At 40.0% G+C, this 14,503-nt stretch carries 15 protein-coding genes and 1 riboswitch; of the genes, 11 read left to right on the forward strand and 4 right to left on the reverse strand.

What is annotated here, in order from left to right; translation table 11 throughout:
* Nucleotides 1-57 precede the first annotated feature (57 nt).
* The 3 genes from ASJ33_RS07680 to ASJ33_RS08680 all read right to left on the reverse strand — a co-directional run bounded on the left by ASJ33_RS07680 (nucleotide 58) and on the right by ASJ33_RS08680 (nucleotide 3,581).
* On the reverse strand, nucleotides 58-1,974 hold the full coding sequence (locus ASJ33_RS07680; protein ID WP_023652795.1) for a 7-cyano-7-deazaguanine synthase: 1,917 nt from the start codon (nucleotides 1,972-1,974) through the stop codon (nucleotides 58-60).
* The gene (locus ASJ33_RS07685) at nucleotides 1,971-2,750 is read right to left on the reverse strand and encodes a hypothetical protein (protein ID WP_023652796.1); all 780 of its coding nucleotides are present in this window, start codon (nucleotides 2,748-2,750) and stop codon (nucleotides 1,971-1,973) included. Before ASJ33_RS07685 ends, ASJ33_RS07680 begins: the two co-directional genes overlap by 4 nt.
* 573 nt (nucleotides 2,751-3,323) lie before the next feature.
* Nucleotides 3,324-3,581: a helix-turn-helix domain-containing protein gene (locus ASJ33_RS08680; RefSeq protein WP_048894003.1), complete on the reverse strand. Its 258-nt coding sequence runs from the start codon at nucleotides 3,579-3,581 to the stop codon at nucleotides 3,324-3,326.
* Nucleotides 3,582-3,801: 220 nt separating this feature from the next.
* On the opposite strand from ASJ33_RS08680, the gene ASJ33_RS07695 reads away from it, so the two are divergent.
* From ASJ33_RS07695 to ASJ33_RS07725, 6 genes are all read left to right on the forward strand, one after another.
* The gene (locus tag ASJ33_RS07695; protein WP_023652798.1) at nucleotides 3,802-4,620 is read left to right on the forward strand and encodes a hypothetical protein; all 819 of its coding nucleotides are present in this window, start codon (nucleotides 3,802-3,804) and stop codon (nucleotides 4,618-4,620) included.
* Nucleotides 4,621-4,697: 77 nt separating this feature from the next.
* A complete protein-coding gene (locus ASJ33_RS07700) occupies nucleotides 4,698-5,474 on the forward strand; it encodes a hypothetical protein (protein WP_023652799.1) in 777 nt (258 codons plus the stop codon).
* 434 nt (nucleotides 5,475-5,908) lie between these two features.
* Nucleotides 5,909-6,376 carry a hypothetical protein gene (locus ASJ33_RS07710; RefSeq protein WP_023652800.1) on the forward strand — a complete coding sequence of 156 codons (468 nt, stop codon included), beginning with the start codon at nucleotides 5,909-5,911 and terminating at the stop codon, nucleotides 6,374-6,376.
* Between the two features lie 35 nt (nucleotides 6,377-6,411).
* Complete coding sequence (locus ASJ33_RS07715) at nucleotides 6,412-6,915, forward strand: hypothetical protein (RefSeq protein WP_023652801.1); 504 nt, start codon at nucleotides 6,412-6,414, stop codon at nucleotides 6,913-6,915.
* An 18-nt stretch (nucleotides 6,916-6,933) separates the two neighbouring features.
* A complete protein-coding gene (locus ASJ33_RS07720) occupies nucleotides 6,934-7,941 on the forward strand; it encodes a hypothetical protein (RefSeq protein ID WP_023652802.1) in 1,008 nt (335 codons plus the stop codon).
* Between the two features lie 238 nt (nucleotides 7,942-8,179).
* Nucleotides 8,180-8,617, forward strand: coding sequence for a hypothetical protein (locus tag ASJ33_RS07725; RefSeq protein WP_048894005.1), 438 nt, complete (start codon nucleotides 8,180-8,182; stop codon nucleotides 8,615-8,617).
* 400 nt (nucleotides 8,618-9,017) lie between these two features.
* Here ASJ33_RS07725 and ASJ33_RS07730 read toward each other — a convergent pair whose 3' ends face one another.
* Nucleotides 9,018-9,488 (reverse strand): MarR family winged helix-turn-helix transcriptional regulator, encoded by a 471-nt coding sequence (locus ASJ33_RS07730; protein ID WP_023652805.1) that lies wholly within the window; start codon nucleotides 9,486-9,488, stop codon nucleotides 9,018-9,020.
* A gap of 92 nt (nucleotides 9,489-9,580) precedes the next feature.
* On the opposite strand from ASJ33_RS07730, the gene ASJ33_RS07735 reads away from it, so the two are divergent.
* The 5 genes from ASJ33_RS07735 to ASJ33_RS07755 all read left to right on the forward strand — a co-directional run bounded on the left by ASJ33_RS07735 (nucleotide 9,581) and on the right by ASJ33_RS07755 (nucleotide 14,481).
* Nucleotides 9,581-11,095, forward strand: a complete 1,515-nt coding sequence (locus ASJ33_RS07735) for a reductive dehalogenase (RefSeq protein WP_023652806.1) — start codon at nucleotides 9,581-9,583, stop codon at nucleotides 11,093-11,095.
* A gap of 66 nt (nucleotides 11,096-11,161) precedes the next feature.
* A complete protein-coding gene (locus ASJ33_RS07740) occupies nucleotides 11,162-11,419 on the forward strand; it encodes a hypothetical protein (protein ID WP_072555864.1) in 258 nt (85 codons plus the stop codon).
* A gap of 156 nt (nucleotides 11,420-11,575) precedes the next feature.
* Nucleotides 11,576-13,117: a reductive dehalogenase gene (locus ASJ33_RS07745; RefSeq protein ID WP_023652808.1), complete on the forward strand. Its 1,542-nt coding sequence runs from the start codon at nucleotides 11,576-11,578 to the stop codon at nucleotides 13,115-13,117.
* A 24-nt stretch (nucleotides 13,118-13,141) separates the two neighbouring features.
* Nucleotides 13,142-13,462 (forward strand): hypothetical protein, encoded by a 321-nt coding sequence (locus ASJ33_RS07750; protein WP_023652809.1) that lies wholly within the window; start codon nucleotides 13,142-13,144, stop codon nucleotides 13,460-13,462.
* Nucleotides 13,461-13,602: riboswitch (cobalamin riboswitch) on the forward strand. It overlaps the preceding gene by 2 nt.
* A 111-nt stretch (nucleotides 13,603-13,713) precedes the next feature.
* The gene (locus ASJ33_RS07755) at nucleotides 13,714-14,481 is read left to right on the forward strand and encodes an adenosylcobinamide amidohydrolase (RefSeq protein WP_023652810.1); all 768 of its coding nucleotides are present in this window, start codon (nucleotides 13,714-13,716) and stop codon (nucleotides 14,479-14,481) included.
* Nucleotides 14,482-14,503: the final 22 nt, after the last annotated feature.

Consider the following 14,503-nt stretch of genomic DNA (forward strand, 5'->3'; position numbering starts at 1 on the left):
CTACAAAGCCGCCCGATGCTACTTGATTTAAAGGTAATCTTTCATCAATGAATTTGCCTATCTAAAAATCCTTACCGCACACTTTCCTGTTTTCTCGAAATCGCTGATGAATCTGCCGTCGTCCTTAATCGCTCTATCGTGGTCATACACAACAAAAAGCATCTTATAATCATTGCTTCCATACTTGGTGATATCCGCAGCAATGCCCTCGGAGGCTTTGCTTGGTGTTGTTTGTCTTCGGATATATTTCGTTTCGATCACGAGATCCAACTCACTAAATGAGTGGTCAGGTATCGTTGTAGCTAATGCGAACCTTATGCCAGGATGCTCTCGTTCGTAATCGTTCCGATTGGCGTTAATAACCGATTGAATCTTGTCATTAAGGTCAGCCTCGTTTAAAGGCAGATTCCGTTGAAAAAGGGTTGGAATTGCTTTGTCTAGTTGGTCACAAATTGTTTCGATTAATCTTATTACGGGTTCCTTCAAATATGTTTGTTCACCCATGATGGCTAATAGCGAATCTTTGGGTCTTTCTTGATACGGTTCATCGTGCAACCTTTGAATTCTCTTCAGCGCCTTATTAATCTCTAACCCATGTCTGTTGCACAACTCCCAGATATTTGTAATCGCAGTCTCTTCGTCCAAAGAGGGGTACAATCGAGAAACGGGTTCACCAAGATATGTAAGTTCATTGAGATAATCATAAGAAAAACTCTCTAATGTCGATTCAGCGAACAGTCGTGCTTGCCGGATGTAGTCAATAAGGCAAGTCTTTTCTTCAGCGTTGTTTGGTTCTTTTATCAAATCATGGTTGTATATACCAGACTCATCGACTGTCTCAAGCTCAGATGCATAGCTCGCTAATCGCCTATCTACACATTGAAAGCATCCTCCGCAATGACTTGCCTGCTTCCGATTTAGAAAAGTCTTGCTACAAGACACAGCGCTTGGTATTAAATTTTCGCGGTTGTGCGTACTCAGTTCTCTAAAAATATCTGATTTTGTTTTGAATAGGAATGGTGTTTCGATTTGAACCTTTGAACCGTGTACCAGCGAGAAAAAGTCTTGAAGCAAGGAGAGAGTTCTGGGATGCGTAGTCCTGCTAGTCCTGGCATTAATCCCATCTTGCCTTCTTGCGAAATTAAGGGAGGTAACACCATTTTCGTGCACATAAAACCGAGGATCATGTTGAGAACTCGCAATGGCATAGGCAATTGACGTGTACAGAAAGGCTCGGGTACGCTGCGTCTCTTCGACCGCTTTGTTAAGAGTTGAAACCAAGCTACACTTAAATTGGTAGTGCCTGACACGATCAGAATAAGTGTCTTTTAGTGCTTGAAATAGCCCGTTCTGTGTTTTTATAGTCCCTGGCTGGCTTTGGTGACTAACAAGGCAGATAACGTCTTTGGACTCTTCGAGTAAATCTACAGCTCCTGCAAGAGAGTCCAACCCTCCAGAAAAGAGCATCACTCTCAAATTCCCATCTTCGGGCAAAACGATACCCGGGTCATCGAACATGCTTGTAGGAGGAGTGGAATGCCCGGCTTGAAACGTGAATTCGTATTCTTTGTCGCCAGTCATGAAAACCAGTGCTTCAGCCAATTTGTGTTGAACTGAGGCATCGTTCCAAAAACTGTAGTCGCGAACTTTCACAATAAAATGAAGTCGTCTAGCCCAGTTGTGATATTCAACGGCGTCTCGGGGGCCACGAGATATCAACCTGTCGGCCGCGTAAATATATCCTGCTATTTCCAGTAAATCTAAAATCCGGTCGGGCAAACGGAATGCTTGGCGAACGAACCGTGGCAACTGAATGGTGATATTCTTCTCTTGCATGCCAACACGATATTCGAGTGACAGTGCTGGGTTAGTTAGAGACTCAGTCGGAGAGGCACCATTGCATGTAACAACTCTTGGGGCTGACTCTGTCGAGCCGGAACCTTCAAAGATAGTTTCAAGGGAAGGGTCTGTCATTTTGCCTCTTCCCTCCGGAGTTCCTCTCTCAGTTTACCAAACGCTATTCTTAAGAAAGTGCGGATTTCGTAGTCTGAGGGAACTTCTCGATCAGCATGCTTGTTAAACCATCCGGCAGCGAATGATTGTGTGATCTTGGCCGTCTCGAACGCATGTTGGGATGCGATATTGATGTGCTCGTTCAGGCGTTTTCTTAGCGCCTCCCTTTCCTGCAGCGTCTTAACTGAGGATGACAAAGCTCTTTCGAGGAAGTAATTCAGATATCGTTCGGTTGTTTTAGCAAAGAACAGGCGCGATATTTCGCAGAAACCGACACCACCTCCGGTACCTCGCCAAGCTTCCACAGAGTTATTATCGGTGTCAAACATTCTCAGTTGCTGGCTATTCTTGCCATGCCAGATTGAGACTGCATCGACCGCAGCAGCCCGAGCAATCTCGCCGTATTCCAATGAACCTATTGTAGCTTCAACATATTTGTGAAGGGCTTTTGCGATGAAATAAGGAGAAGCATTTGTACCGATGTCTACATTTGAATCCGCCAAGAAGCTAAGTGGATTCGCAAACTGTGAAGAGACAGCCAGAGTAACCAAGAATTTAAAAGAAGCAATGACTCCAGAATCCCCTTCGACCTCATTTAAGCGATCCCGGACATTTTCAATGGTTTGGCTTGCAACGATCTTGACCTTGTCTTCTGCAAGGTCTGAACTCATCAGTTCATCGACAATGCGAATCCAAGGTTTGGTCTTTGGTAGAATACCAAGCCGTTCGTGCCCCATTAGCCTTGGTTACCTCATAGCTTAAGCATTATTTGGTCTTTTTCCTGAGACCTGGTTACTTTCTTCTTAACGACCCTCGGCTTAGGGTTGTCCTTATTGCTTTTCAAGCTCCATACATCGTTTTCCAAGGATGAAATACGCCTATGATAATATTTATAACACCTAATCCTCACATATTTTCAATATTGGATGCAGCAATTTACTTGCTGTATCCAATATAATTCCATCAATCTAAAGTAACTATTTGGTCATTTTAGCCCTTATTTTTCTTATACACAATACCTTATGCTCAAATCTAAATATATTGCTTATCTTTGGTGCTCCATAAATATAATGATATAAACACACTATACCCCTGGCTTTTTTATTTATTAGTTCATTTGAGACCAGCGACAATAGACTCAGAAGCCAATTCGTTGAGATGTATAAAAGTTATATTAATAATTAGTTCCGTGTATATAATTACTTCTAGGATAAATTTCATTTAATATGTACAATAATTCTAAGCACAAAATTAAAACTTAGGATGTCGACTATCCAAAATAGGCTGATAAATACTTAGGTAGTATAAATTCATAATCCCAATCTTTCTATTATTTCTTCCAATTTTCTTTTAGGAAGCAATATCCTGCGGACAAATCTGATACTATGGATTTGTCCAGTGTGAACTAGTTCATAGATCATGCTTTTACTAACTCCTAACAGCTTAGCCACTTCTTGAACAGATAAAGTACATTTTTCATCTTGACCTTCCAATGGTTTGCATATCAAACTTAGATTATTACTTGCTTGCGCTGTCTTAGTTTCCGAGATAAATTTTTTAACAATCATACTGGCTAAAATTCTAAGCCCCTCTGTTATTTACTGTGCTGCTTCCGTCATCTCCTTTTGATTGGATATGGTTGATTCCATGACATCCCCCTATACTTACTTTTTATCATTTGCCTCAGTCTACTATTTCTAATGATGTCCTTGTATATCTCTATCTTGTATTGCGATGGTATAATTGTACCTATACAAAATCAAAAATAATAGATAATCTGGAGAAAGAATGATTGGGAATAATTCCTCTCAGATAGTTGATCAAGAAGAAAGCAAATTTACAGAACAACGCTTCTTTGAGGTTAATCGGGAGGAAAGGCATTATTGTGCCTTGTTAGCTCACGCACTGCTATCCTCAAAACCAACTAGAACTTCTTTCACTGAAATGATCAATTCCAGATGTAATATCAATCTTTCCTCAGATTCACTGGAAATCTATCTTGAGGCCGCAGTGTTGAGAGACTACTGGAATGCCCTCGGGAACTCAAAAAAATATCCGCTAGAAACAAATCAGAGACGTAGACAGGTACTGAAGGGCATTATTAAACACATGGGTTATAGTATAGACATTATAGATAACAACCCTTTTTTCTGGACAAAAGGTATTAATGGGGATGGATCTAAATTGTGGAGTCCTGGCCATTGGGATGAAAAGGCTATAAAAGCTTCATCATTTCCAAAATTGAAGGAAATCAAATGGGCGTTTAATGCGAAGCCGGATATCATGATGATTTCAAACGGGCATGTTCTACTTATTGAAGCAAAGCTTGAATCACCGGAAGGCAAATACGATAAGTTTGGCACTGGGCAAAAACAAATTCAGGAACTTATCGCTGATCTGATGAAACAATTCATACCAACATTTCAAAATACCACAATTCAAAATATATTGTTAGCCCTCAAATCTCCCAACGAGGATGAATGGCCTTACCATATCACATGGGAAGATGTAATTGATATCCTCAAGACCACTCATTTGGATGCTTTTACACAAGAATGCTTCAAACAGCTTAAAACACAATATTATTCTAATGCCAACAACCATTAAGAGAACGACGCAATAAGAAAATACGCGATGCAGCAAATATTAATACTTCCGTAAGTAAAATGTTGAGAGGAAGAAAAATGACAGAGACACTACATTCCCTGAGTCCATTTGAGAAAGCCGCATTAATAATACAACTAAGGCGACTAACAGGTAAAGATGCTATACAAGTTATGCAAGATGCGGAGTATGGTTGGTCTAATTCAACTTATTACAGACGACTAGATGACGCTCTGGCAAATTTAGAAAAAAAGGGGCTTGTAACAAGAATAATTAAGGAGAATTATCAACTCCATTGGATAGTCAGCAAAAATGCTTCTAAATTCCTATCATCTAGCGAATTATTTGAGCACTGTTATTATTTAGGTACCAGAGTTGATACATTAGAAACTAGTCTTTGTGAACTCCAAGATAATTCCCGATGTTCACAAAAGCAACTGCGTGAAGAAACAGAATCTAATTCAACCCTTAGAATTGAATTAGATGAGCTGAAGAATGAAAACCAAAAATCTATACAAAATATATTAATATCTAGGTTTCCACGGCTAGATCTCAATGCCGCGTGGATTGAAGCAATACTCATGTTAGCACTTGTAGAACTAATGGCACGCCACAGACTTTCAACTCTTGGTGCAGAGGATGCACAAAATATTCCTTTCTCCCAACTTTTTATCAAGCTCAGGGAAGTGCTTCCAAAGACCGAAGGACGCAGTTTTCAATTCGATAAAGATATAATGAAAATTTTATACGGTCTCAGGAGCAAAACAATACATAATGGTTTAGCGAACAATTTCCGAGAAAGTGAAACTAATACAATTAATGAGTTGGTTTTAGATATATATAAACAGTTATTCTAAAATATTGGAGAATTAGTATCACTGACGAAGGATACTTTACAAATATAAGTATCCTAATTTTAAAATTATTTTCATTAGAAATGATCACATAGTATTTCACAAATAACATCGTTATTTGATCGATTTTAGGGGAATATCATGTCAGCATTAATTAAGCAATCGTCTCTGCAATTTCTATTCATCGCCACAGTAATAGCGATAGTTCAATTTATCGTATGCTTGTCCCCTTCCATTACTCGGTTCCCTGCAATTGTTGGGGCTAATCCATTCTTGAAGGCACTTTGGCAAGTCCATGCATCCATTCTAAGCATGATAGTAGTAGTAATAACAATAATAATCCCGGTAATTGTTAACGAAGAGAACAGAACCCACACCTTGCTATTTGAACTAGATGATAAAAAGCGAACGTCACCTTTAAATGGGGATAGATACAAATGAATTATACAAGCCAGCTTATCGAAATAGCTCAAAACATCGCTAATAATACCCCAGATTTCTATAGGATACTTGGACCAGGAAGAGGAGATAAGTCCACCGGCGCATTTATGAAAGAGTTGCGCACCAAATCAATAGAGTTATTCGGTGAGGATTTCTCAGAGCAGACTATATGCGGAGAAAATAAACTGGCGGTTGATTTTTATTTCCCAAGTGAAGCAACTATTGTTGAGATCGCCTTGACCATCCGAAATCCCAACTCTGAATTCCATAAAGATATTCTCAAAGCTTTGATAAGCAAAAGAAAGGGGAAAGCCGTAGAAAAACTAGTTTTCATAGCCAAACCCGGAGCCGTTAAGCAACATCAGAAACCTGCTTCTAAATCAATCGTAAAATTAGTAAACGAATTTGGTATTTCAATTGTCATAATAGAACTGGTTGATAATACTAATACTGGAACAATTTGAATTATCTAAACAATCTTAAAGATACGGAGAATTATATGAAGGATGACGAAATATTAGCCGGATTTCTAACTGCTTATAACTGCTTCTTAGAAACAGAAAGAGATCTTTTAAGTGTAAATGCGAATGAGCGATCCTTAACACACAAGCTAGCCGAACATATCCAGCAAACTTTTCCTGAATATAATGTTGATTGTGAGTATAATCGCCGTGGATATGGTAACAACTCACAAAAGAAAGTCGTACAAGATGACGGGATTAAGAAACGAGTATTCCCTGATATAGTAGTTCATAAAAGGAAGACCGATCATTCCAATTTGCTAGTCATAGAGGCAAAGAAACATTCAAATACGGATACCGAACAAGATGACTTTAAACTGAAGCGTTTTACTAAAACAGATGGTGATTATCATTACCAACTAGGGCTATTACTTATACTGAACTTAAACAGTATTGAAGAAAGTACGGCAACAAAATACAAGGATGGTGAAGTAGTACAACCCAGCAGTATCCCCATTAGAAACTTGAACGGTAATAGCTAATAAATAGGAGGGAAGAAGATGGATGTTCATTATTTTCAACGATATCATCAGAAAGAAAATGTAAGCACAGGGAATGTGATTCTCTTACTATCAAGACTGTATCATTATTCACCGCAAAAATTCCATTCACTGCTCGATGATATTTTTGAAGATAAATTTAGTATGCTAGATACAGGGGTTAAGTTTTCCAGCCAAATTAAACGAGGGAACAGCGTACCTGATGGAATAATTAGCCAGAAGAGTTTTAACATAATTATAGAAACCAAGCTAAATAATAGTTTTGATACAGAACAGTTAAAAAGCCACCTCAATAATTTCGAACATGAAAACTACCAGATTTTACTTACTTTAGACCCGAATGAACTTACTGAACAAATCAAAACCAAAATATATAAAGAAATAGAATTATATAACAACATCGAAGGTCAAAAGATCTACCATTCTCACTTAACATTTGAAGGATTAATTAAAAAGGTGAGAGAGCAAATTAATATAAATCAAGATTGGGAATTAACAGATATAATCAATGATTTTGAAGAATACTGTAACCATGACAAATTACTTTCAAACACCAAATATGTTATAAGAGCCGTTCCAGTTGGGGCGACATACGATGAGAATATAAAATACAAAATGTATCACGCGCCAACTAATTTTGGATTTGTTAATCAAACTTATCTGGCACTTTATAAAAACAAGTCTATCAAGGCTGTTGGGAAGATAATCAAAGCTGTAGAAGCGGATGTTTTAAACGGCACGGTCGAATCCAAAAATGGAGAGGTACTAGACCCCTCTCAAAAACAAATTATAAAAATAGTCTCTGAACTAGGAATGACGCACGGTTGGGAGATTAATAAAGAACATACCTTTTATTTTGTCGATAATTTCTATGAGACTGAATATATCAAAAAATCTAAGTACCCAATACAGAGTTCCAAAAGACTTGATGCAAGAGTTATAACAGGCAATGCAAATATTAATTCAGCGGAGGATATTGCTAAAGCAATCAATGGCAAGGAATGGTAATAATCCATATCGAAACACATGCGAATCAGATCTCTTATTTAGTAAATGGAAATATATTATAATAAACATTGATAGTTTCCATTCTCAAGTACGTCTTCTATAGTATCAAATTAATATACTCCGCTAAGTGTTTAGACTACATTGACCTTTTTGCCATTAATAGATTAAGTTGAACCCTAAAACCTAAATTTATTTAATGATATATAGAAATATATTTTCTTTCATAGGAGTATTAAATATGGGCAAACATGATGACTATGGCAAGATCCTTTTTCAAGAATTATTTGGCGATAAGCGGTGGTCCGCTAGCTCGCCTGAAAGGATAGTAGATGAGAGTGGTGTGCAAGCCTATTTAGATGGAATCATCTATTCAAAAGATGGTAGCGTTGAATACGCAGTTGAAATTGAAGCACGCGTATATAAACAGATAAGAGGAGCAATTGTTGACCTCGCTCTGCATAAAGCACCGAAAAAATTATTGGTTATTATGCGAGCTCAATCACAGTTAGGAACTGAAGAGAAGATCATAGAACATTGCTCCTTTGTCTGGAGAGAACTTGCCGGTCAAGATCGGGGGGTGTTCCAGGTTATCTGTCTCAGCGGGACGGGTAACGCACCTGCTTTCGAGGAAGATAAAAGACTTCTGATGGAGAAGTTACAAGTTATCGTATCTTAAGACAATACAAGGTAATTAAGGTTATTCCATTAGGAGGCTTGTATGGGTGCAAATATTGAATTCAATATTTGGATACGTGATCTTGCTACACAATCTAACCATTCCTTCGTATGTGACTCCGAGGGAATGGCGAAATAATCTCCTTCGGCTAGATCTGAGATTACCTCCAAAGATTAACCAATGTATTAGTTCACTATGAATTCCAGCCCCTGTTCAAACCACAGCCAACCCTCCCCCGTCTCCACCAAAGCTAACTCCATGTTCTTATTTTTAAAAGTTAGAACATGGAGTTAGAGGTATTAAAAACCTTAATCCTATATCTTTGAAGAGTTTATATTCTGTCATTCGTAAAGTAGAAGTATACTCTGCAAATTTGTACTAAGAAATAGCCTAGATTGGTTCAGTCTATTATAAAGGGCGACCTATACAGAGCATCTAATTCCTCGATTGAAGATTTAACCAATCTATTAAGTATTTCATTAAGTTGCACTTTTTCTTCCTTAGTCAAAGTATTCATAACTTTGTCCAAGACCTTAGCAGCTAATTCAGGATTCCAATTTCTTTTTGCATTCTCGCCGAGCACTATTTTCAGGTTAGAACCCTCAATCTTCTCTTTTTCTAAATACCTTCTTGCTTCCAAACGGTTAACAAATTGAGTAACAGATGTCGGCTCTCTGACCAAAACTTGAGCTATCTCAGCCAAGGTTAAAGATCCCTTAGCCGCGATTGTTTGTAAAAGGGAATCCTGATCTGTAGTCAAATCTAAATCTGCAATTTCTTTCCCCACGGCTTTATATAAGGCCCTGTATATAATTACCAGTTTCATTACCATGTTTCTGTTGGCATCAGGAAAAACATTCAGTAAATCCAAACTAAACCTCTTACTATTTTTTTACATTGTATTGACAACGAGCAAATATTGCAATAACATATTGTATACAATATGTTAAGGAGAAGGACGACATGAACAATTACCACAATACGCTTAGCAGGCGTGATTTCATGAAAGGTTTGGGCTTGACTACCGCTGGTTTAGGATCGCTGACCGTAGCTTCACCAGTATTCCACGATCTAGATGAACTTTCTGCCTTTAAGAGTTTTGAAACTGAGAAAAGACCATGGTGGGTTAAAGAGAGAGATTATCTTGATATGACTACCGAGGTAGATTGGGACATGAAGAAAAGATGGCCCGATGCCAACTATGATAATTTCATGGCGCATCTCGGTCCGCAAGAGGCTCTGAAGCGCATCGCCGATATGACGACTCAGAGACAACAAAACATACTGTCCGATAAAGCCGGTCATGGTTTACGAGATTACGTTTTGGGTAGGACAGGTTGGAGTACCATGCTAGCCCTAATGCCTCTTTATTGGAGCAGTCGTGAACTCGAGACGTTTGATCTTAGCCCCAGCATACCGGAATTACCCGTCAATGGCACTCTGTTCCTTCTTAATAATGAAAACCTGAATGTGCCAAAGTGGGAAGGAACACTTGAAGAAAATGCAAATATGGTCCGCTCAATTGTGAGATGGGCAGGTGGATCTACTGTAGGTTTCGGGCAGATAGATGAAAAAACCATAAAACTGATCTTCGAGAATGAAGCCAGCATGACCCCCGGCGCTCCTCCGCAGCAAATCGTTTTCGAAGACGTTGAGCATCCCTATCAGACAGATACAAAGAAAGTTATACCCACAAAATGCAAGTATGTCATAACCACAACTATAAGGGAAGATGTTGATCTTGTCAGATATGCTCCCAGCGAAATAAATGGTGGCACTATCTCCAAAGCATATAGCCAAAATTCGTCTACAGCAGTAAGGGTAAATACCTTTTTAAGAGGGATTGGTTACAACAGCGTAGCCAGCGGACCGGCATTTATGGTTCCGAATGTAGCTTGGGCAGTAGTCACTGGGTTAGGGGAATTAAACCGAATGAAGAGCAGTTTCACTCCTGAAAATGGCCCCGCCATAAGAAACACATTGGTTTTTTTGACAGACTTACCTCTCCCAGTTACCAATCCCATAGATGCTGGTATGAATCGTTTTTGTTATGACTGCGGTAAATGTGCGGAAGCCTGCCCTGCAAGTGCGATTAACTCTGAAAGAGAACCTTCATGGGATATTGTATCTGCCAGTGACCAAAGAGGCAACCCTGTACATCTTAACCCGAGTCTCTTTAATAATCCCGGTCATAAGTCTTGGTTCACCAACCATTTTGCCTGCAGCAATTATTGGGTGGAATCGTGTTCAATGGGCTGTGGTATTTGTGTTTCCAGATGTGTATTCAGCAAACTTAACCCATCTTCAATCCACGAGGTTGTAAAGGGTGCAGTAGCTACTACTCCGGTGTTTAACAGTTTCTTCGTAAAAATGGATAACCTGTTCGGCTATAACAAATTCTCTGCAGAAGATCAGACTGACTTCTGGGATAACCCGGATAAATGGCAACCCCTGAGTAACTGGAAAACCAATTATTAGCAATAAATAAAAACAAGGCAGGAGGTTAATATGTGGTCTAGCACCGTATTATATTGGGGTTTGGGTATGGCTTTATCAGGCGCCTTTATGGTTTGGTTTGGTAATTACATGAAGAGTAGAAATCTGCTAACCAAATGGCATGACTGGTTTTTGGGGCTTACGGGTATGCTCCTACTGGCATTTACAATACAAAATGTCTACGGCTCTTTTGCTGAAAATGAAACTTTGGCCGCTTATTTAATGCTACTATTCTTCGGTCTGCCGGCTATTATTCTGTTGGGGCTTACATGGCAATTAATAAATCGAAGAAATAAAAAGAGCTGACCTTTAATACGCAATTTACAATGAAGGGATTACCTACAAGTAAATAACATTTCTCGGGGAAATGAAAAATTCGATGCAAATCGTTCCCCGAGAAATGCAGCAAAACCTTGACTCAAACAGACTAATCCCCAAATGGTTTAGAAAGGATAATACGTTATGAGTAATTTCCATACCACCTTTAGCCGTCGGGATTTTATAAAAGCTTTAGGTTTAGCCGGAACGGGTATGGGGGCAGCTTCAACTACTCCAGTTTTCCACGATATTGACGAACTCATGGCAAAAAATTCAGCTTCGCAGAAGCATCCTTGGTGGGTCAAAGAACGTGATTACTTGAATCCCACAACTGAAATTAACTGGGATGCTATGGAACGTTTCCAAGCACACACTCTATGGGCACATTTGGCTCCTAGTGAAGTACATACAAACATTGAAGATGCCATGGGTGTATACCAAGCCGGGATAGAAAAAGACAAACAAGGCTGGCTAAACGAATTGCCGGGACATGATTGCAGGGCTCAATCTTTATACAATATCGGTTGGATACACCCCTACTCTGTATATACAGGTGCAAGAGGAGTGTTTTTAGGTGAAAATATATTAATGCCTCAGGATAGGGGATTACCTATCTGGAAAGGCAATTTGGATGAAAATGCTTCGATGATGCGGGCTCTGGCTATGGAATGCGGAGCATCTCAGGTGGCATTTGGAGAGATAATTGAAGGCAAAACCAAGCAGCTCATCAACCAGACAACTTGCGAGTATGGGCCAGAGGTAACTATTGAATTTGAGGATGTAGATAAACCATATGTTGATGTACACGGTGATTTGCCGTCTAACTCAAACCCGTTATATACGGGAAAAGGTTCACGCGGTTATTTCCCCGTCGGTCCACAAGGGAAATTGGTGATTCCCAATAATATGAGATGGGTTATTATTATGACCATCCGGCAAAGACTGGATTTTGTTAGAACAGCGCCTTCATTGATTGCTTCATCAGATAGTGCAAAAGCTTATGATCAAATCCAAATCACAAACTATAGAGTCAAAGCTTTCCTGCGAGGTATTGGATACTATGGTGTAGGAGGAGCAACTTTTGGTTTAACCTGTGCGAGACCAGGTTGGGCAACCTTGTTCGGTTTAGGAGAACTAAGCCGGATGCATGAAGCAATAACCCCCGAGTACGGCCCGTTAATCAGATCCACTATAATAATTCCCACTAATCTGCCATTACCGCCCTCAAATCCCATCGATTTTGGTGCAAACAGATTCTGTCATACTTGTAAAAAATGTGCCAATTCATGCCCTGTTAATGCTATTTACAGTGAAACTGATCCGGATTTTATCAGAACACCTGAGAACGCAGCGGGTGGTATAACCACCGCAAAACACCTGCAACCCACCTTTTTTAATAACAGCCCCGGCTACAAACGCTGGCCACTAAATCACTACGCTTGTGCCCAGCAGTGGCAATCCATTGGCACTGATTGTGCCATCTGCCAGGGCAATTGCGTATTTAGTAAAGAGCCAAATGCTTTGATACATGAATTCGTTAAACCGATGATCGCCAATACCAAAATCTTTAACAGCTTCTTCTACAACATGGACGAGGCGTTTGGCTATGGAATTGTTTCAGAAGAACATTGGGATGATTTCTGGAAAGTAACACCAAATGTGTCATTTAACGATATGCATTACTAATAACTTTATGAGAGGATTAGCTGTATGTTTGATAATTCTACTATTTTTGTACTAACAAGTGGGACTCTTTTCTGGAGTATCATTATTGTCGCATTAGTCATACTCTTCTTACTATCTATTCGGTGGATACATAAGCATAATATCAAGCCCAATCGGTCGGAATGGTTTATCGGTATAACTGGTTTATTGCTGTTTCTATTTACAATTCAAAATTTTTTAGGAAGTTTAGAGGAATCAACACCTCAGGCAGCTTATATGTTCCTGCTGGTTACTGGTTTACCGGCTGTCATACTTTTAGCTATTAGCTGGCAGTTGGTTACCCGCCGTATCAAAGCTAAAAGTTAATACAGATATTACCTGAAACGCCCGGCCTAAAGCAGGGTAAAAGGGAAAGAAATCCGGTGGAAAGCCGGAGCAGTAGCGCCTACTGTGAGTGGTGAAACCACAAGCCAGCAAAGCGTCCGGTTTCAGGTACTGCCCTCCCGGTGACTACGGGAGACAGGTGTGGAGTTAAAGATATTTAGCCCCCTCCTGTATTCCGGAGGGGGCTCATTTTTAGGGGTGGGGTAAATTAAGCTGAATTGGAGGAAAGAAGGATGATATCTGAACTTAAAACAGATACCTGTTATAAAGAACTGGGCTGTTTCCACGGGGTAAAAGCGGGCATTGTTTACCACAAAGCTCTGGGAGCAGCTACCAATACCTTGGTAATAGAACTGCCGGAAGAAAGGAATATGCTCTCCACCCGCACCGGTCTTGGTAAAGCCAAGTATATACTGAATACTCACATACCCCCCGAACTCTGGAATTTTATGCACGACAACTCAGCAGACTGGCAGACGGCCTACTCGGTCGTACTTGAAGAAGTCCTTAAAAGATACGGTACAGACCTGGATAATGTCTCATTCCTGTCCACCGGGGTAGACCAGGATAATATAGCCTGGGCGGAAGAAACCTATGAGGAGTTTTGGGTACTTGCCTTTGCTACCGCCGGGGTAAAGACCAACGCTATGCGGATAGGCTGTGATGCGGCAAGCGGGATAGAACGTAACGGCAAGTTTGAGAAGATAGGCACGATAAATATCATACTGCTTACCGGCTCAACTCTGGAAACGCCCACTCTTGCTTCATCGTATATTACCCTGACCGAGGCTAAGAATGTGGCCTTGCAGGAGCTGGACATACGGAGTGCGGTACACTCTGAATGGCAGGCAACCGGTACAGGAACAGACCAGATAATCAGTGTATCGGGTACAGGGGATAAGTATACCTATGTGGGCGGACATACCAAGCTGGGTGAAATGATGGCTAAATCTGCCACCAGGGCGGTCAGACAGGCTATCAGGAACTGTCGCGGATACTAGTGATTATGACATTATCACTTTG

It is taken from the genome of Dehalococcoides mccartyi (assembly GCF_001889305.1).
Classification (GTDB): domain Bacteria; phylum Chloroflexota; class Dehalococcoidia; order Dehalococcoidales; family Dehalococcoidaceae; genus Dehalococcoides; species Dehalococcoides mccartyi_A.